Genomic DNA, 17,856 nt, shown 5'->3' on the forward strand with positions numbered 1-17,856 from the left:
GCGGCGGGTGGATCAGTAGCGGTCGAGGGCCGGGATCTCGGGCGCCGGGGAGCCGGAGGCGCCCAGGGTCGCGTCGTAGGCCTTCTTCCAGTCGCCGTTGTCCTCGTGGGCCTTGAGGGCGTCGCTGATCGCGTCGCGCAGGGCCTTGTCGTCCTTGTTGAGGCCGACGCCGTAGTTCTCCTTGGTGAACGGCTTGCCGACCACCTTGAGCTTGGGGGCGTACTTGGAGGCGTAGCCCTTGAGGATCGCGTCGTCGGTGGTGACCGCGTCGACCTCGCCGGACATCAGCTTCTCGACGCAGGCCGAGTAGGTGTCGAACTGGGTGACCTTCGGGTTGTACTGCTTGATGTTCTGGATCGAGGTCGACCCGGTGGCGGTGCAGACGTTCTTGCCGCCGGTGGTCTCCGCGCCGGTGATCGTGGTGTTGTCGGCCTTCACCAGGAGGTCCTGGCCGGCGATGTAGTACGGGCCGGCGAAGGAGACGCTCTTCTTGCGCTCGTCGTTGATGCTGTAGGTGCCGACGTAGAAGTCGATCTGGCCCTTGGCGATGGCCGGCTCGCGCTGCGAGGAGACCAGGGTCTGCCACTTGATCTGCTGCGGGGTGAAGCCGAGGTCGGCGGCGATCATCTTGGCGATCTCGATGTCGAAGCCGCTGCGGTCGCCGCTGGCGACGTCCTCCCAGCCGAGGTTCGGCTGGTCGGCCTTGGCGCCGATGATCAGCTGGCCGCGCTTCTTGGCCTCGGCGAGCACCGCGGAGTCGATCTTGACGTCGGTCTTGACCGTGTAGCTCGGCAGCGCCGGGGCGCCGGTGCCGCCGCTGCTCGCGGCGGTGGCACCGGGGGTGCCGTCCTTGCCGCAGGCGGCGGTGGCGGTGAGCGCGACGGCACAGAGCGCGACGGCGAGGGTGCGGGACGTCCTCATGAGGGTTCTCCTGGGGCTGGGCCGCGGTGTCGACCGGGCTCTGGCGGCTGGAAGGCGTGCACGGGCGGGGCCGGCCGGCGCCGGTGCCGGAGGCTGCCCCGCTGGTCTCGAAGCGTCAGTGGTGGAGGATCTTCGAGAGGAAGTCCTTGGCGCGGTCGGAGCGCGGTGCGGTGAAGAAGGCGTCCGGGGTGCTCTGCTCGACGATCTTCCCGTCGGCCATGAACAGCACCCGGTTGGCGGCGGAGCGGGCGAAGCCCATCTCGTGGGTGACCACGACCATGGTCATGCCGTCCGCGGCCAGCTGGCGCATGACCTCCAGCACCTCGTTGACCATCTCCGGGTCCAGCGCCGAGGTGGGCTCGTCGAAGAGCATCACCTTGGGCTTCATCGCCAGCGCCCGGGCGATCGCCACGCGCTGCTGCTGTCCGCCGGAGAGCTGGGCCGGGTACTTGTCCGCCTGCGCGCCGACGCCGACCCGCTCCAGCAGTCCCCGGGCGGTCTTCTCGGCCTCCGGGCGGGGCACCTTGCGCACCTTCACCTGGCCGATGACCACGTTCTCCAGCACGGTCTTGTGGGCGAACAGGTTGAAGCTCTGGAACACCATGCCGACCTCGGCGCGCAGCCGGGCCAGCTCCTTGCCCTCGGCGGGCAGCGGCCGGCCGTCGATGGTGATCGTGCCGGAGTCGATCGTCTCCAGCCGGTTGATCGTCCGGCAGAGCGTCGACTTGCCCGAGCCGGAGGGGCCGATCAGCACGACCACCTCGCCCTGGGCGATCCGGAGGTCGATGTCCTGCAGGACGTGCAGCGCCCCGTAGTGCTTGTTGACGTTGCTCAGCACGACCAGTGGGGCGGCTGCGGGGGTGGAGTCCTCGACCGGGCTCTCGGTCATCGCGCCTGCTCCCTCTGTCGTTGAATGGTGCCTGCCCGAGAAGTCCCAACTCCCTTGGCGGGCAACGGTGGTACGAATCCGGGAGCCGCGGCCGGCGGAGCCGCAGCCCCCGGTGGGCCGACCTTAGGAGGCGTGGCCGCGCGCCGTCAGCCCATCTGAGCGGAACTTGAGGATCACGAAACGGCCACACGGCGCCCATGCGCTGTTCGCCCGGGCGCCGACGGGGCATGTCACAGCGGGAATCCGCTCCGGTGCTCCCCGTCCCCCACGAGCCCGGTGCGCGGTCGAACCTGGCGCCGGGCCGCTCACTGGCTCATACTGCGCAGGACCGGGACCGGAACGATCGGCCCGGTGATCACGGGTGATCACGTGGGGGAAGGAGGAGGACAGGATGCGACTGCTGCTCGTCGAGGACGACGAACGCGTGGCCGCCGCGCTGGTCGCGGTGCTGGGCCGGCACGGCTTCCAGGTCCGGCACGCCCGCAGCGGGCACGAGGCACTGGACGCCCTCGTCCCGGACGGCAACGAGCCGTACCGCGTGGTGCTGCTCGACCTCGGGCTGCCCGACCGCGACGGCTTCGAGGTGTGCAGCCGGATCAGGGCCGGCAGCGGCGTGCCGGTGATCATGGTCACCGCCCGCGCCGACGTCCGCTCCCGGATCCACGGCCTCAACCTGGGCGCCGACGACTACGTCACCAAGCCGTACGACATGGGCGAACTGCTCGCCCGCATCCACGCCGTCGCCCGCCGCGGCGCGGCCCCCGCCGCGGCTGCCGTACCCGCACGCGACTCCGTGCCGCAGCAGCGCGGCCCGCTGGAGTCCCGCGGCATCCGGATCGACCGGGAACGCCGCAGGGTCAGCGTGGACGGCCGCGACGTGCCGCTCACCCGCAAGGAGTTCGACCTGCTCGCGCTGCTCGCCCAGAGCCCGGGCGTGGTCTACCGCCGCGAGCAGATCTTCAGCGAGGTCTGGCGCAGCGGCTGGGAGGGCAACGGGCGCACCCTGGAGGTGCACATCGGCTCGCTGCGCAACAAGCTCGCCCTGCCCGGCCTGGTCGAGGCCGTCCGCGGGGTCGGCTACCGGCTGATCCCCGACATCCCCGCGCCCGCCGCGACCGAACCGGCCCCGCCCGCCCCCGCGGAGCACTGACCGCACGTGCGCACCCGCCTGCTCGGCATCCTGATCGCCCTCATGCTCTGCGTCCTGGCCGCCCTTGGGCTGCCGCTCGCGGCGGCGGTCGCGGCGGCCGAGCAGACCAAGGTGGTCGTCGACCGGCTCGACGACGCCGCCCGCCTCGCCCAGGACCTGCCCACCTCCGGCGCCGCCGACTCGGCACGCAAGGGGGACCCGGAACCCGCCCCGGGGGACCAGAGCCGCGAGCGCGCGATCGACAGCGAGGTGCGCCGCTACCACGACCTCTACGGCGTGCACCTGGGCATCTTCCAGCGCGACGGCGCGGCGATCAGCGCCGCTCCGGACGGCTGGCGGGTGCCCGCCGGCGGCTGGGCCGCCCAGGCCTTCCAGGAGGCGCTCGACGGGCGGCGCAGCCACAACCCGCCGCAGGTCTGGCCGTGGACGCCGGACCGGACGATCACCGTCGCCGCCCCGGTGGTGCGCGACGGCGACGTGGTCGCGGTGGTGCTGAGCGAGTCCCCGACCGAGGCGCTGCGCACCCGGGTGCTGCACCAGTGGCTGGTGATCGGCGCGGGCGAGGCCGCCGCGATGATCGTCGCCGTGCTGCTCGCCGTCCGGCTCACCGAGTGGGTGCTGCGCCCGGTGCGCACCCTGGACCGGGCCACCCACGACATCGCCACCGGCCGGATGGCCGCGAGGGTCGCCCCCGGCGGCGGACCGCCCGAACTCCAGCGGCTGGCCCGCTCGTTCAACGAGATGGCGGACCACGTGGTGCTCGCCATGGACCAGCAGAAGGCCTTCGTCGCGGACGCCTCGCACCAGCTGCGCAACCCGCTGTCGGCACTGCTGCTGCGGGTCGAGGTGCTCGGTCTGGAACTGCCCGAGGGCCACGAGGAGGAGCTCAGCGGCGTACGGGAGGAAGGCGTCCGGCTGGCCCGGGTGCTGGACGACCTGCTCGGGCTGGCCACGGCCGAGCACGCCCGCCCCGAACCGGAGCGCACCGACCTCGCCGAACTCACCCTGGCCCGGGTGGACGCCTGGCGGCCGGCGGCCGAACAGCGCGGGATCGCGCTGCGCTGGGACGGCCCGGCGCTGGCGATCGGGATGGCCGACCCGATCGGCTTCGGCTCGGCCCTGGACGCCGTGGTGGACAACGCGCTCAAGTTCAGCCCGGCCGGCAGCGAGGTGCGGCTGCGGGTCGCGGTGCGCCGGGACGAGGTCGCGGTGACCGTCAGCGACGCCGGGCCCGGCCTCACCGAGGACGAGCTGTCCCGGGCCGGGGACCGGTTCTGGCGCAGCACGCGGCACCAGAACGTGGACGGATCGGGGCTCGGGCTGTCCATCGCCCGCACCCTGCTGGCGGCCGGCGGCGGCTCGCTCGGCTTCGCGCCGGTCAGGCCGACCGGGCTCGCGGTGACGCTCGCGGTGCCCCGGCCGGAGAAGTAGCCGCCGGGACGGCCCCCCGGGGCGCCCGCGGGAGGCGTCCCGCGGCTCCTACGGCTTCACCGAGCGGTAGTAGCGCGCCGCGCCGGTGTGCAGCGGGAGCGGGTCGGTGTAGACGGCCGTGCGCAGGTCGACCAGCTGGGCCGCGTGCACCTGGGCGCCGATCTGGTCCCGGCTGTCGATCACCGCGCGGGTCATGCCCTCGATCAGGCCCGGGTCCGCGTCGTCCCGGGTGATCAGCAGGTTGGGCACGGCCACCGTGGCGACGGCGTCCTTGGGCTCGGCGTTCGGGTAGGTGCCCTTGGGCATGGTGGCCGCCCGGTAGGCGTCGCTGCCGCCGCCCTCGGCCTTGTGCAGCGCCTCGGAGAGGTCGCCCAGCGGCACGACCCGGATCGGGAAGTGGTCGGAGAGGTCGGTGAGCGCGCTGGTGGGCAGGCCCCCGGACCAGAAGAAGGCGTCCAGCCGGCCCGCGCGCAGGTCGTCGGCGGCCTCGCCGATGCCCTTCGGCACCGGGACGACGTCGTGCTCCGGGTCCAGCCCGGCCGCGTCCAGCAGCCGCGTGGTCACCAGGTTCACCCCGGACTGCGGCAGCCCGACGCCGACCCGCAGGCCCTTGAGGTCGGCCGTGCGGCGCACCGGGGAGGAGGCCGGGACGATCAGCTGCAGGTAGTCGTCGTACAGCCGGGCTATCGCCCGCAGCCTCCCCTTGCCGGCGCTCTGGTAGTCGGCGACCGCGTCGGCGGTGGCTATCGCGAAGGTGTCCCGGCCGTCGACCACCCGGGCCAGGTTGTCGATCGAGCCCTGGGTGTTGTCCAGCGCCAGCCGGACCCCCGGCATCGCCCGGGAGACGTGGGCCTGGAGCAGCTGCCCGTACCGGTCGTAGACGCCGCGCTGCACCCCGGTGGCGAAGCGGACCTCGCCGCGCGGGTACCCGGGCGAGCGGCCCGCCGACAGCCACCAGCCGCCGAACCCCGCCACCAGCAGGACCAGCACCAGCACCGTCCGCCACAACGGGCTGCGGGCCGTGGTGCGGACGGCGGTGCCGAGACGGGACGGGGTGGTGGGGACCATGCAGGGATACTGCCAGGCGCTCCGCCCGAACGGGAGGGGAACGGGTGGTGGAAGCTCGGGGAAAAGCCCTTCGCGGCTGCCCGTACCCTGGTCTGGTGAGCGGTGAGAGCGGATTGAAGAGCTACAAGGTCGTCACGCACGGCTGTCAGATGAACGTCCACGACTCCGAGCGGCTGTCCGGCCTGCTGGAGGACGCGGGGTACGTCAAGGCCGGGCCCGAGGGCGACCCGGACCTGGTGGTGTTCAACACCTGCGCGGTGCGCGAGAACGCCGACAACAAGCTGTACGGCAACCTCGGCCAGCTCGCGCCGGTCAAGACCCGCCACAAGGGCATGCAGATCGCCGTCGGCGGCTGCCTCGCCCAGAAGGACCGCGAGACCATCGTCAAGCGCGCCCCCTGGGTCGACGTGGTCTTCGGCACCCACAACATCGGCCACCTGCCGGCGCTGCTGGAGCGGGCCGCGGTCGAGCGCAAGGCCCAGGTCGAGATCCTGGAGTCGCTGGAGACCTTCCCCTCCACCCTGCCGACCCGCCGCGAATCCGCGTACGCCGCGTGGGTCGCCATCTCGGTCGGCTGCAACAACACCTGCACCTTCTGCATCGTCCCCGCGCTGCGCGGCAAGGAGGAGGACCGCCGCCCCGGCGACGTCCTCGCCGAGATCGAGGCACTGGTGGAGGAGGGCGTCATCGAGGTGACCCTGCTCGGCCAGAACGTCAACGCCTACGGCTCCGACCTGGGCGACCGCGAGGCCTTCTCCAAGCTGCTGCGCTCCGCGGGCCGGATCGAGGGCCTGGAGCGGATCCGCTTCACCTCGCCGCACCCGCGCGACTTCACCGACGACGTGATCGCCGCGATGGCCGAGACCCCGAACGTGATGCACCAGCTGCACATGCCGCTGCAGTCCGGCTCGGACCGCGTCCTCAAGGCGATGCGCCGCTCCTACCGGCAGGAGCGTTTCCTCGGGATCATCCGGAAGGTCCGCGAGGCGATGCCGGACGCGGCCATCTCCACGGACATCATCGTGGGCTTCCCCGGCGAGACCGAGGAGGACTTCGAGGAGACGATGCACGTCGTCCGCGAGGCCCGCTTCACCAACGCCTTCACCTTCCAGTACTCCAAGCGTCCCGGCACCCCCGCCGCGGAGATGGCGGACCAGGTGCCGAAGGAGGTCGTGCAGGCCCGCTACGACCGGCTGATCGCCCTCCAGGAGGAGATCTCCTGGGAGGAGAACAAGAAGCAGGTCGGCCGCACCCTGGAGATCCTGGTCGCCGAGGGCGAGGGCAAGAAGGACGACCGGACCCGGCGGCTCTCCGGGCGCGCCCCCGACAACCGGCTGGTGCACTTCGAGAAGCCGGAGGAGCCGGTGCGCCCCGGCGACACGGTGACCGTCGAGATCACCTACGCCGCCCCGCACCACCTGCTCGCCGAGGGCCCGGCGCTCGCGGTGCGCCGCACCCGGGCCGGTGACGCCTGGGAGAAGCGCCAGGCGAAGCCCGCCGCCAAGCCGGCCGGCGTGCTGCTCGGCCTGCCGAAGATCGGCGCCCCGGCGGAGCTGCCGCTCGCCGCGCCGGCGGGCGGGGCTTGCTGCGGCGACTGAGGCCGCGCTCCGCACGGCGGCCCGGTGGGAGTGCGCACTCCCGCCGGGCCGCCGCCGCGTTTGGCTAGAGTGATCCGCATGCTGGTAGCCGCCGCCGTGTGCCCCTGTCCGCCCCTGCTCGTCCCCGAGGTCGCCGCCGGGGCCGCGCCCGAGCTGGACGGCCTGCGGGCGGCCTGCGACGAGGCTCTGGCGGCGCTGGTCGCGGCCGGACCGCAGCTGGTCGTGGTGGTCGGCACCGGGCCGGCCGCCGAGGTGTGGACCGAGGGCGGGGCCGGCTCCTTCCACCGCTACGGGGTGCCGCTGGTCGCCAAGCTGCCCGGCGACCGGGTCGAGGGGCCGGAACTGGCGCCCTCGCTGACCATCGGCGCCTGGCTGCTGGAGCGCGCCGGGGTGACCCTGCCGACGCACGCCTGCGCGGTCCCCGCCGACGCCCCCGCCGACCGGATGCTCGGCCTCGGGCAGGGCCTGGCCGGCCTCGCCGACCGGGTCGCCCTGCTGGTGCTCGGCGACGGCAGCGCCTGCCGCTCGCTGAAGGCGCCCGGCTACCTGGACGAACGGGCCGAGGGCTTCGACACCGCCCTCGCCGCCGCCCTGGGCGCGGCCGACCTGCCCGCCCTGGCCGCGCTGGACCCGGGCCTGGCCGCCGAGCTCAAGGCCGACGGCCGGGCGCCCTGGCAGGTGCTGGCCGGCGCCGCCGGGGGCGCCGGCCTCACCGGGCGGCTGGCCTACCGGGACGCGCCCTACGGGGTCGGGTACTTCGTGGCGTCCTGGAGCTGAGCTCCGGGAGCCCGGGCCCGGAGCCGAGTGCTCAGGACCGCGGGTCCTGGGCCGGGCCCCCGTCCTCCGGGTGCGGCTTGTGGGCGAAGTCGCCGACCGCGCCCTTGGCCTTGTCGGCGCCGTGCTCGATCTTGTCGCTGTACTTGCCCTTGGTCGCCTTGTCGATCGCGCCGCCGGCCTTGTCCACGGCCTTCTCGATCTGGTCGCTGTGCTTGCCCGCGAACTCGCTGGCCTTGCCCTTGAGCTCCTCGGCCTTGCCCTTGAGGTTGTCCATCAGACCCATGGCGATCTCCTTCATCCGCTGTCTCCCGCACAACGTCCGAGCTCGGCGAAGCGTTCGCAAATCCGGCCCAACCCGGGGAAACGGCCGGAAAGAGTCCGGGAAACAGTCATATCGTCGCGCAGTCCGGGGCGGGTGGCAGCCCGGTGCCCGGCGGCCCGGCGGTTTTGGGAGACTGGAACGGTGAGCAGCTCCAGTACCCCGCGTGTCGTCTCGATCGTCGGCGCGACCGCCGCCGGCAAGTCCGACCTGGCCGTCGCCATCGCCCGCACTCTCGGCGGCGAGGTGATCAACACCGACTCGATGCAGCTGTACCGGGGCATGGACATCGGCACCGCGAAGCTCACCCCGGCCGAGCGCGGGGGAGTGCCGCACCACCTGCTGGACGTCTGGGACGTCACCGAGGCCGCCAGCGTCGCCGAGTACCAGCGGCTGGCCCGGGCCGAGATCGACCGGCTGCTCGCCGCCGGCCGCACGCCCGTCCTGGTCGGCGGCTCCGGGCTGTACGTCCGGGCGGCGATCGACGAGATGGAGTTCCCGGGCACCGACCCGGCGGTGCGGGCCCGGCTGGAGGCCGAGCTGGAGGAGTCCGGCCCGTACGCGCTGCACCGGCGACTGGCCGGGCTGGACCCGCAGGCCGCCGAGGCGATCCTCACCACCAACGGCCGGCGGATCGTCCGCGCCCTGGAGGTCATCGAGATCACCGGGCAGCCGTTCACCGCCAACCTGCCGAGCAACACCGCCGTCTACGAGGCGGTGCAGATCGGCGTCGCCGTGCCCCGCCCCGAGCTGGACGAGCGGATCGCGCTGCGGGTCGACCGGATGTGGGAGGCCGGACTCCTGGACGAGGTGCGGGAGCTGGAGAAGGCCGGACTGCGGGAGGGGCGGACGGCCTCCCGGGCGCTCGGCTACCAGCAGGTGCTCGACCACTTCGCCGGCGAGTGCACCGAGGACGAGGCCCGGGCCGAGACCGTCCGGGCCACCAAGCGCTTCGCCCGCCGTCAGGAGTCCTGGTTCCGCCGCGACGACCGCATCGTCTGGCTCTCCCGGCCGGCCGGCACCGACCCCGTCGAGCTGCTGGAACGGTCCCTGGAACTGATCGACCGTCAGGGAGTTCCGGCCGCGTAGGAAGGGTTTCCGGCCAATCCGGCGGTGCACCTGCGCGCGCAGCCGACCGTGCAGGACGAACCGGCGGTCACGGCCCGATCACGTGATGGCCACGGATCACCCGTCGACCCCGGTCAGGCCCGGAACGCCACTCTGGACATGCCATCATCGATGCCGTAGGGGTCGACCGGAACGGGCCGACCGTGCCCGGCCGCGAGTCCGCTCGTGTCGAACTGTCAGGGGAGGCCGTGTGTCGACGGGTACCGGCCCCGAATCCGGCCAGGGCGGGAGCGTCACCGCACCGGCCGAGGAGTTCGACGAGTCGACGATGGGCGACCTCCCCGTGCTGACCGGGCTGGAGGCGCCGACCTCCTACGCGGCCGCGGTGCCCGCCCTGGACACCCGCACCCCGCCCGACGCCGCGGTGCACGAGCGGGAGATCCGCCCGCTGCGCCGGCTGCGCTGGTGGCAGACGCTGCCGATCGCCCTGCTGGGCACCCTCGGTTCGCTGATGTTCGCCTTCCCGCTCGCCTTCGGCTCGGCCGGCGCGCGCGCCACCATGGTCGGGATGCTCGGGCTGCTGTTCACCGCCGCCTCGATGGGCTGGGGCGCGATGGCCGCCCGGCACGCCGGCTACAAGTGGCCGGGGCTGCCGCGCCGGGGCTCCGGACAGCGGGCCGGCTGGAAGGCGATCGCGGTCTACACCCTGATCGCGCTGGTCGCCTGCGCGCTCGCGGTCTGGCGGGTCGCGTACCTGCGCTGAGCCTCCCACCGGCGGCTCAGTACCATCGGAGGGGTGAGCGCATCCTCCCCCCAGCAGGGCGGCCTCCCCTTCTTCAAGGGGCACGGCACCCAGAACGACTTCGTCATCGTCCCGGACCCGGACGGCGCGCTGGAGATCGGTCCCGAGACCGTCGCCGCGCTGTGCGACCGGCGGGCCGGCATCGGCGGGGACGGGCTGCTGCGCGTGGTGCGCGCCGCCGCCGACCCGGCCGCCGCGGGGATGGCCGACCGGGCCGAGTGGTTCATGGACTACCGCAACTCGGACGGCAGCATCGCCGAGATGTGCGGCAACGGCCTGCGGGTCTTCGCGCGCTTCCTGGTCGAGGCGGGCCTGGCCGAGCCCGGCGAGCTGGCCGTCGCCACCCGCTCCGGGGTGCTCACCGCGAAGGTCGCCGCGGCCGCCGCGGACGGCACGCCCGGCGACGTCACCATCGACATGGGCCGGGCCCGGCTGCCCGGACCGGACGGCATCGAGGTCGCGGTCGGCGAACGGCGCTGGCCGGCCCTGAACGTCAACATGGGCAACCCGCACGCGGTGGCCTTCGTGGAGAGCCTGGACCACGCCGGGGACCTGTTCGCCGCGCCGCTCACCAGCCCCGCGGGCGCCTATCCGGAGGGCGTCAACGTCGAGTTCGTGGTGGACCGCGGGCCGCGGCACGTCGCGATGCGGGTGCACGAGCGCGGCTCGGGCGAGACCCGCTCCTGCGGCACCGGCGCCTGCGCGGTGGCGGTGGCGGCCATCCGCCGGGACGGCGCCGACCCGGCCGTCACCGGTGAGGCGGTCGCGTACACCGTGGACGTGCTGGGCGGCCGGCTCGTCATCACCGAGCACCCGGACGGCCGGGTGGAGATGACCGGACCGGCGGAGATCGTGGCCGAGGGGCGGCTGGACGGGCGCTGGTGGGAGTCGGTGCGCTGAGGGCGCCCGGCCCGGGGCCCGGTTTGCCCAATTCGCGCCGTGACGAATCCCCCCGATCGGGTGATACCGGTCGCGGACGGGAATCAGGGCGTCGCGGAACGTGCTCTGCTCGGTAGCATGGACCACCGGGTCGATCACCCCATGGGGAGGGGTGTCGAGATCACCCCCTCGGACGGGGCGGTGCCCGGCGACCGTTGCCGGAGGTGCCGATGACCATCGAAGCCGGACAGCCCCTGGAGGGGCTGCAGCAAGCGGGGCAGCCCCTGACGGGGCAGCCGATGACCGTGCGGCAGGCCGGGGCCAGGCGGCCCCTCGGGGGGCTCGGCCGGGGCGCCCTCGGCCGGGCCGGGCGGGCCGCGCTGCTCGCCACCGGCCGCCCGCCCGTGCCGGACGCCCTGGAGCCGCTGGTCCGGGTCCACCGCCGGCACCACCCGCAGGCCGACCTCGGCCTGCTCGCCCGGGCGTACCGGCTCGCCGAGGCCAGCCACCGCGGCCAGAAGCGCAAGAGCGGCGAGCCGTACATCACCCACCCGCTGGCCGTCACCATGATCCTGGCCCAACTCGGCGCCGGGACCACGACCCTGGTCGCCTCGCTGCTCCACGACACCGTCGAGGACACCGAGTTGACGCTCGACCAGGTGGGCGCCGGGTTCGGTCCCGAAGTCGCCTACCTGGTCGACGGGGTGACGAAACTGGAGAAGGTCGACTTCGGCGCCGCCGCCGAGGCCGAGACCTTCCGCAAGATGCTGGTCGCCACCGGGGACGACGTCCGGGTGATGGTGATCAAGCTCGCCGACCGGCTGCACAACATGCGCACCATCCGGCACATGAAGCCGGCCAGCCAGGTGCGGATCGCCAAGGTCACCCGGGACGTGCTGATCCCGCTGGCCGAGCGGCTCGGCATCCAGGTGCTCAAGGCGGAGCTGGAGGACATCGTCTTCGCCACCCTGCACCCCGAGGAACACGCCCGCACCCGGGCCCTGATGGCCGGTCACGAGGCCGAGCCGGACACCCTGCTGGAGCCCTTCGCCCGGCGACTGGCCCGCCAGCTGGCCGAGGCCGGGGTGGCCGCCGAGGTGACCGTCCGGCCCCGGCACTGCGTGTCGCTGCACCGGGTGCTGCTCCGGCGGGCCGCCCTGCCCGGGCCGGACGGCCTGCCGCAGGGGCCGCGGCCGGCCGACTACGGACGACTGCTGGTGGTGGTCGAGGAGAACGCCGACTGCTACGCCGTGCTCGGCGAGCTGCACACCTGCTGGACGCCGCTTCCCGGCGAGTTCAAGGACTTCGTGGCCGCGCCCAAGTTCAACCTCTACCAGTCGCTGCACACCGCCGTGGCGCTCAGCGGCGGCGCGGTGGTCGAGGTGCTGGTCCGCACCCGGCGGATGCACGAGGTGGCCGAGACCGGCGTGGTCGCGCTCGGGGACCCGTCCCCGGCCGTCGCCGTGCAGGACGCCGACGAGCTGGACCGCACCGACCCGGCCCGCCCGGGCTGGCTCAGCCGGCTGCTGGAGTGGCAGCAGGAGACGCCCGACCCGGACGCCTTCTGGTCCGCGCTCACCGCCGACCTCGCCGGGGACCGCGAGATCACCGTGGTGACGGAGGGCGGCGAAACGCTTCAGCTGAGGGCCGGCGCCACCTGCGTGGACGCGGCCTACCGGCTCGGCGAGGAGACCGGCCACCGGTGCATCGGCGCGCGGGTCAACGGGCGGCTCACCGCGCTGTCCACCGTGCTGGAGGACGGCGACCAGATCGCGGTGCTCACCGAGACCCTCCCGGCCGGCGGCGGACAGCCCTCCGGCCCCGCCCCCGAGTGGCTGGCGCACGCCCGCACCCCGGCCGCCCGGCTGGCCATCGAGCGCTGGCTGGCCGACCACCCGGCCCGGCAGCCGGTGGTCCGCACCGGCCCGGCCGGCGGCCAGCCCGCCCCGCCCGGGCGCCCGGCCGCCGAGCGGCGGGCCGCCCCGGTCGTGGTGGCCGGCCGGCCCGGGGCGTCCGTCCGGCTGGCGCGCTGCTGCACCCCGGTGCCGCCGGACGAGGTCGCCGGCTACCCGATCCGCGGCGGCGCGGTCGCGGTGCACCGCACCGGCTGCCCGGCGGGAGAGCGGATGCGCGCCGACGGGCGGGCCGAGCTGGAGGTGCGCTGGCACCCGGAGGGCGGGCCGGCGGCCGGGCACCGGGTCACCCTGCGGGCCGAGGCGCTGAACCGGCCCCGGCTGCTCGCCGACCTCACCGCGGCGATCTCCGGGGCGGGAGTCGGCATCGTCTCGGCGGAGGTCGAGCCGCCGCAGGAGTCCCGGGTCCGGCACACCTACACCGTCGAACTGCCCGAGCCGGCCGCGCTGCCGGGGCTGATGCGGGCGATGCTCAAGGTCTCCGGGGTGTACGACGTGAGCCGCCCGCACGCCCCCGAGGGGGTGTAGCCGGGACGGGCGGGGCCCGGGAGCGGCGCCGGAGCGGCCGTCCCGGGGAAATGGGGATGACCGGCCCGGTCCGGGCGTGCGACCATCATGGGGAATTCACGGCCGGTCCACGGCGTTCTCCGGGCACAGGAGCCCGGGCGGCACCCGGGGACCTGAGGGGTAGCTCACCCCGCTCGGACGGTAATCGGGGCGGCAGCTGGGCAGACTCCGTACGGGGCCGCAGCCGCGGTCCCCGAAGGCCACCCGTACCAGCGAGCCAAAGGACAGAATGACCTCCACGTTCGACACCCGCGACCACGCCGACGCTCCGCGCCGCCTCGACGGTCTGCGGGCGGAAGCCCTCATGGACGAGGACCTCGCGGCCATCGACGAGGACCTCGGCCACCACTACGACGGCGACCAGTACGACCGCAGCGAGCGAGCAGCCCTGCGCCGTGTCGCCGGCCTCTCCACCGAACTCGAGGACGTCACCGAGGTCGAGTACCGCCAGCTCCGCCTGGAGCGCGTGGTCCTCGTCGGCGTCTGGACGGACGGCACGCTGGAAGAGGCGGAGAACTCGATGGCCGAGCTCGCCGCACTCGCCGAGACGGCCGGCTCCCAGGTGCTGGACGGCGTCATCCAGCGCCGCGACAAGCCCGACGCCGCCACCTACATCGGCTCCGGCAAGGCGAAGGAGCTGCGCGACATCGTCGCCTCCACCGGCGCCGACACCGTGGTCTGCGACGGTGAGCTCACCCCCGGCCAGCTGATCCACCTGGAGGACGTGGTCAAGGTCAAGGTCGTCGACCGGACGGCCCTGATCCTGGACATCTTCGCCCAGCACGCCAAGTCCCGGGAGGGCAAGGCCCAGGTCTCGCTCGCGCAGATGCAGTACATGCTGCCCCGGCTGCGCGGCTGGGGTCAGTCGCTGTCCCGGCAGATGGGTGGCGGTGGCTCCGGCACCTCTGGCGGCGGCATGGCCACCCGTGGTCCCGGTGAGACCAAGATCGAGACCGACCGGCGCCGGATCCGCGAGAAGATGGCGAAGCTCCGCAGGGAGATCGCCGACATGAAGAAGGGCCGCGACACCAAGCGCCAGGAGCGCAAGCGCCACCAGGTGCCGTCCGTGGCCATCGCCGGGTACACCAACGCCGGCAAGTCCTCCCTGCTCAACCGGCTCACCGGCGCGGGCGTGCTGGTGGAGAACGCGCTGTTCGCCACCCTGGACCCGACCGTGCGCCGGGCCGAGACCCCGAGCGGGCGGCTCTACACGCTGGCCGACACCGTCGGCTTCGTCCGGCACCTGCCGCACCACCTGGTCGAGGCGTTCCGCTCGACCATGGAGGAGGTCGCCGACGCGGACCTCATCCTGCACGTGGTGGACGGCTCGCACCCCGAGCCGGAGACGCAGCTGGCCGCCGTCCGCGAGGTCATCGTCTCGGTCGACGCGCAGAACGTGCCGGAGATCGTGGTGATCAACAAGGCGGACGCCGCCGATCCCCACGTGCTCCAGCGGCTGCTGCGCCGCGAGCCGCACGCCATCGTGGTGTCGGCCCGCAGTGGCGCGGGCATGGAGGAGCTGCTGCAGCTCATCGACGACGAGCTGCCGCGCCCGGCGGTCGAGGTGCGGGCCCTGGTGCCCTACACCCAGGGCGCGCTGGTCTCCCGGGTGCACGCCGAGGGCGAGCTGATCTCCACCGAGCACACCGGCGAGGGCACCCTGCTGCACGCCAAGGTGGCGGCCGAACTGGCCGCCGAGCTGGAGTACTTCGCGGTGGCCCTGCGGGGCTGAGGCCGGAACGCGCGGAAGGGCCCCGGGACGGGACTGTCGTCCCGGGGCCCTTCCGCGCGCCCGCGGGGACTACCTGACGTTCTTGGCGAAGTAGTCGAAGGCCTGCTTCGCCTGGTCCTGCAGCGAGGGGCCGGCCTGGTAGCCGGCCGGAGCGCGGTTGCCGACCGCGCCGACACTGACCAGGTTGGGCTTGCCGTCCCGGGTGACGAACCAGCCACCGCCGGAGGAGCCCGCCGTCATGGTGCAGCCGATCACGTACATCGGCGGGCGGGCCGGGTCGAAGGAGAGCCGCCCGGGGGCGACCGGGGAGTCGCAGTGCTCGAGCTCCAGGCCGTCGAACGGCCGCTCGGCCGGGTAGCCGTAGGCGGCGGCCGCGGTGATCCGGTCGCGCGGGGCGTTGAACCAGATCGGCACCGAGCCGCCGACCGCCTCCTCCAGGGACCGGCCGGAGCCGTCCTCCGCGCGCACCCGCAGCACGCCGTAGTCGTACTGGTGGCGGGCGCCGACGCCGTTCTCCTGGAGCCAGGTCGGCGAGACCAGCGCGCGCACCGCCGTCCACCGGCCGTACGGGGCGGCCTGCTGGTCGGCGCCCGGCTTGCCGCGGACCACCCGGCCGTCCCGGTTGAAGCCGGGCACGAAGACCAGGTTCTTCAGCCAGCCGCCGCCCCTGCCGTCGTGCAGGCAGTGCGCGGCGGTGTAGACGAGGTTGCTGCGGCCCGGGTTGACCGGGTCGGAGACCACGGTGGCGGAGCAGGCCGCGTCGCCCTGCGGTGTGGTCATGAAGAGCCGGCCGACCACCGAACCGACCTGCCCGTACGGGTGCGGCTGCGGCACGGCCGGGACGGCGGCGGGCGCGGCGTCCCGCTCCACACCGGCCGCCGCGGGGGCGGTCAGCGAGTACTCCGGGGTGGGCCGGGGCTTGGCGGCGTCCATCCGGGCCGCCGTCCAGGAGCCGGGCGCCGGCTCGTCGGCGAAGCCGCTGTCGGCGACGTAGCGGGCCCAGTCCTCCACCTTCCAGCCGGAGAGGTCGCCCGCACTGGTGGGTGCGGACCTGGGCATGGCCAGCGGAGCGGTGGCGGGCCGGGCGGGGCCGTCCGGGCCGCACCCGGCCGCGCCCAGGGCGAGCGCGGCGAGCAGCGCGGCGCCGGCCGTCGCGGCCCGGCGGATGGTTCTCGGCATGCTGGCTCGTCCCCCGTGCTGTGCTGGTGGTTCCGTGCCGCCCCTCGTGGCGGCCGCCGTTCCGTCGGTTCGCCGGCGCGGCCGCCGCTCCGACGGAACGGCGGCCGCGTCCGCGACCCGGCTACTTCTTGGAGATCCAGTCCAGCGCCTGCCGGGCGACCGCCTCCAGGTACGGGCCGCTCAGCGAGGTGTGGTCCTGGGTCCCGATCGAGGTGTTGCTGACCAGGGCGGTCCTGCCGTCCGGCATGGTGGCGAACCAGCCGCCGCCGCTGGCGCCCTGGGTCATGTCGCAGCCGATGGTCAGCATGGTCGGGCGCTTGGCGTCGAAGGAGAGCCGGGTGGGCCTGCCGCCGTCGCACTTGTACAGCTCCTGGCCGTCGAACGGCTTGACCAGCGGGTAGCCGGCGGCCGAGACCTTGAGCTGGTCGCGCGGCGCGTCGAACCAGACCGGGACGGCCGAACCGACCGTCTCCTCCAGGGACTTGCCGGTGTCGTTCTGGTTGTGCACGCGCATGACCGCGAAGTCGTACTGGTTGGCGGCGTCGCCGGTGCCGCCGCCCTCGACCATCCACTGCGGGGAGGTGGTGACCTGGTCGGCCCACCAGGTGCCGAGCGGGGCCAGCTCGGACAGCGGAGCGCGCTTCCCGCCGCTGGAGGCGCCCGAGTTGTTGTAGGCGGGCACGAAGACCAGGTCCTTGTAGAAGTTCCCGCCCTTGCCCTCGTGGACGCAGTGGCCGGCCGTCCAGACCAGGTTGCTCCTGCCCGGGTGCTGCGGGTCGGTGATCACCGTCGCCGAGCAGTTGCCGCGGCCGCCCTGGGCGGAGAAGAACACCTTGCCGGAGGGCTGCTTGGTGTACGGGCGGGGCACCGTCACGGCCTTGACCACCGCGGGCTCCGGGTCGGTCACGCCCTCGTCGGTGGATGGCTTGGGCGTGGCGGGGGCGGGCTTGGCGGCGGGCGGGGCCGGGTCGGCGGGCTTGGAGTCGCCCATCTTGTCCGGGTCCCAGAAGTCCTTCACCACCGGGTTGTTGAAGACGTGCTTGGACGCCCACTTGTCCCAGTCCTCGTACTTCCACTTCTTCAGGTCGTCCCAGCTCCTGGGCAGCCCCTCCAGCAGGCCGGTGGGCAGCCCGGACGGGAGGGTGATCCCGCCGATCACGCCGCCCGAACCCGCGGCCGTGCCCGCCTGGGAGGAGGGCGGCGGCGCGGCGGTGGTCCCGTTGTCTCCCGCCGGGCCGTCCGGCCCGCAGGCGCTCACGGCCAGCAGGGTGCCCGCGGCCAGGGCGGCGGCCAGGGCTGACCGGTGGATCCTAGGCATCTGTGCGCTTCCCCCTGTGATCGGTCGATCGGTGCTGGGCGGTGCCGGGCGGCCGGGTGGCGCCGGGCCGCCGGACGGTACCGCGGCCGGCGGCTCCGGGCCGGGGTGGTGCGTGTCCGGTCGGTCCGCGGTGCGGTGGTCCGCCGCCCTGGAGTCTTCCATCGCGGAGGAGGACGGCGATGCCCGCCCCCCGGGTTGCGGCGCGGGCCGGAGGTCACCGATCCGTGATCCCGGCCCGGCCCGTT

Annotated in this window: 15 protein-coding genes; 9 read left to right on the forward strand and 6 right to left on the reverse strand. The window is 74.0% G+C overall.

Translation table 11 applies throughout. From position 1 onward, the window contains the following. Positions 1 to 12: 12 nt before the first annotated feature. Both ACWD4P_RS05205 and ACWD4P_RS05210 read right to left on the reverse strand, forming a co-directional pair. Positions 13 to 921, reverse strand: a complete 909-nt coding sequence (locus tag ACWD4P_RS05205) for a glutamate ABC transporter substrate-binding protein (protein ID WP_359829331.1) — start codon at positions 919 to 921, stop codon at positions 13 to 15. Positions 922 to 1,036: 115 nt separating this feature from the next. Next, positions 1,037 to 1,810 carry an amino acid ABC transporter ATP-binding protein gene (locus ACWD4P_RS05210; protein WP_359829330.1) on the reverse strand — a complete coding sequence of 258 codons (774 nt, stop codon included), beginning with the start codon at positions 1,808 to 1,810 and terminating at the stop codon, positions 1,037 to 1,039. 391 nt (positions 1,811 to 2,201) lie between these two features. On the opposite strand from ACWD4P_RS05210, the gene ACWD4P_RS05215 reads away from it, so the two are divergent. Both ACWD4P_RS05215 and ACWD4P_RS05220 read left to right on the forward strand, forming a co-directional pair. Continuing rightward, positions 2,202 to 2,960, forward strand: coding sequence for a response regulator transcription factor (locus ACWD4P_RS05215; protein WP_359829329.1), 759 nt, complete (start codon positions 2,202 to 2,204; stop codon positions 2,958 to 2,960). Positions 2,961 to 2,966: 6 nt separating this feature from the next. Beyond that, positions 2,967 to 4,391, forward strand: coding sequence for a sensor histidine kinase (locus ACWD4P_RS05220; protein ID WP_359829328.1), 1,425 nt, complete (start codon positions 2,967 to 2,969; stop codon positions 4,389 to 4,391). 48 nt (positions 4,392 to 4,439) lie between these two features. On the opposite strand, the gene ACWD4P_RS05225 is transcribed toward ACWD4P_RS05220, so the two are convergent. Next, positions 4,440 to 5,459, reverse strand: coding sequence for a TAXI family TRAP transporter solute-binding subunit (locus ACWD4P_RS05225; RefSeq protein ID WP_449778607.1), 1,020 nt, complete (start codon positions 5,457 to 5,459; stop codon positions 4,440 to 4,442). A gap of 95 nt (positions 5,460 to 5,554) precedes the next feature. Between ACWD4P_RS05225 and miaB the strand changes: the two genes are divergently transcribed. Then, entirely contained in the window at positions 5,555 to 7,057 is a 1,503-nt protein-coding gene (gene miaB, locus ACWD4P_RS05230) for a tRNA (N6-isopentenyl adenosine(37)-C2)-methylthiotransferase MiaB (RefSeq protein ID WP_449778608.1), read from the forward strand. A gap of 78 nt (positions 7,058 to 7,135) precedes the next feature. Further along, the gene (locus ACWD4P_RS05235) at positions 7,136 to 7,834 is read left to right on the forward strand and encodes a class III extradiol ring-cleavage dioxygenase family protein (RefSeq protein WP_359831205.1); all 699 of its coding nucleotides are present in this window, start codon (positions 7,136 to 7,138) and stop codon (positions 7,832 to 7,834) included. 31 nt (positions 7,835 to 7,865) lie between these two features. Here ACWD4P_RS05235 and ACWD4P_RS05240 read toward each other — a convergent pair whose 3' ends face one another. Beyond that, positions 7,866 to 8,132 carry an antitoxin gene (locus tag ACWD4P_RS05240; RefSeq protein ID WP_449778609.1) on the reverse strand — a complete coding sequence of 89 codons (267 nt, stop codon included), beginning with the start codon at positions 8,130 to 8,132 and terminating at the stop codon, positions 7,866 to 7,868. Positions 8,133 to 8,297: 165 nt separating this feature from the next. Here ACWD4P_RS05240 and miaA point away from each other — a divergent pair, with 165 nt between their 5' ends. The 5 genes from miaA to hflX all read left to right on the forward strand — a co-directional run bounded on the left by miaA (position 8,298) and on the right by hflX (position 15,114). Then, the gene (gene miaA, locus ACWD4P_RS05245) at positions 8,298 to 9,242 is read left to right on the forward strand and encodes a tRNA (adenosine(37)-N6)-dimethylallyltransferase MiaA (RefSeq protein ID WP_359831201.1); all 945 of its coding nucleotides are present in this window, start codon (positions 8,298 to 8,300) and stop codon (positions 9,240 to 9,242) included. 229 nt (positions 9,243 to 9,471) lie between these two features. Further along, entirely contained in the window at positions 9,472 to 9,984 is a 513-nt protein-coding gene (locus ACWD4P_RS05250) for a hypothetical protein (protein WP_359831199.1), read from the forward strand. 33 nt (positions 9,985 to 10,017) lie between these two features. Next, complete coding sequence (gene dapF, locus ACWD4P_RS05255) at positions 10,018 to 10,923, forward strand: diaminopimelate epimerase (protein WP_449778610.1); 906 nt, start codon at positions 10,018 to 10,020, stop codon at positions 10,921 to 10,923. Positions 10,924 to 11,201: 278 nt separating this feature from the next. Further along, on the forward strand, positions 11,202 to 13,343 hold the full coding sequence (locus tag ACWD4P_RS05260) for a RelA/SpoT family protein (protein WP_449778655.1): 2,142 nt from the start codon (positions 11,202 to 11,204) through the stop codon (positions 13,341 to 13,343). Between the two features lie 268 nt (positions 13,344 to 13,611). Then, positions 13,612 to 15,114, forward strand: coding sequence for a GTPase HflX (gene hflX / locus ACWD4P_RS05265; protein ID WP_359826537.1), 1,503 nt, complete (start codon positions 13,612 to 13,614; stop codon positions 15,112 to 15,114). Between the two features lie 69 nt (positions 15,115 to 15,183). Here the strand turns inward: hflX and ACWD4P_RS05270 are convergent, their stop codons facing one another. Both ACWD4P_RS05270 and ACWD4P_RS05275 read right to left on the reverse strand, forming a co-directional pair. Further along, complete coding sequence (locus ACWD4P_RS05270; protein WP_359826534.1) at positions 15,184 to 16,293, reverse strand: trypsin-like serine peptidase; 1,110 nt, start codon at positions 16,291 to 16,293, stop codon at positions 15,184 to 15,186. A gap of 121 nt (positions 16,294 to 16,414) precedes the next feature. Beyond that, a complete protein-coding gene (locus ACWD4P_RS05275) occupies positions 16,415 to 17,611 on the reverse strand; it encodes a trypsin-like serine peptidase (RefSeq protein WP_449778611.1) in 1,197 nt (398 codons plus the stop codon). Positions 17,612 to 17,856 lie beyond the last annotated feature (245 nt).

The organism is Kitasatospora sp. NPDC002543, assembly GCF_053594915.1.

Bases quoted from the DNA above. Each gene is read 5' to 3' on its own strand.
- ACWD4P_RS05205 (WP_359829331.1), bottom strand. From the start codon at position 921: ATGAGGACGTCCCGCACCCTCGCCGTCGCGCTCTGTGCCGTCGCGCTC.
- ACWD4P_RS05210 (WP_359829330.1), bottom strand. From the start codon at position 1,810: ATGACCGAGAGCCCGGTCGAGGACTCCACCCCCGCAGCCGCCCCACTG.
- ACWD4P_RS05215 (WP_359829329.1), top strand. From the start codon at position 2,202: ATGCGACTGCTGCTCGTCGAGGACGACGAACGCGTGGCCGCCGCGCTG.
- ACWD4P_RS05225 (WP_449778607.1), bottom strand. From the start codon at position 5,459: ATGGTCCCCACCACCCCGTCCCGTCTCGGCACCGCCGTCCGCACCACG.
- ACWD4P_RS05235 (WP_359831205.1), top strand. From the start codon at position 7,136: ATGCTGGTAGCCGCCGCCGTGTGCCCCTGTCCGCCCCTGCTCGTCCCC.
- ACWD4P_RS05240 (WP_449778609.1), bottom strand. From the start codon at position 8,132: ATGAAGGAGATCGCCATGGGTCTGATGGACAACCTCAAGGGCAAGGCC.
- ACWD4P_RS05260 (WP_449778655.1), top strand. From the start codon at position 11,202: ATGACCGTGCGGCAGGCCGGGGCCAGGCGGCCCCTCGGGGGGCTCGGC.
- hflX (WP_359826537.1), top strand. From the start codon at position 13,612: ATGACCTCCACGTTCGACACCCGCGACCACGCCGACGCTCCGCGCCGC.
- ACWD4P_RS05270 (WP_359826534.1), bottom strand. From the start codon at position 16,293: ATGCCGAGAACCATCCGCCGGGCCGCGACGGCCGGCGCCGCGCTGCTC.
- ACWD4P_RS05275 (WP_449778611.1), bottom strand. From the start codon at position 17,611: ATGCCTAGGATCCACCGGTCAGCCCTGGCCGCCGCCCTGGCCGCGGGC.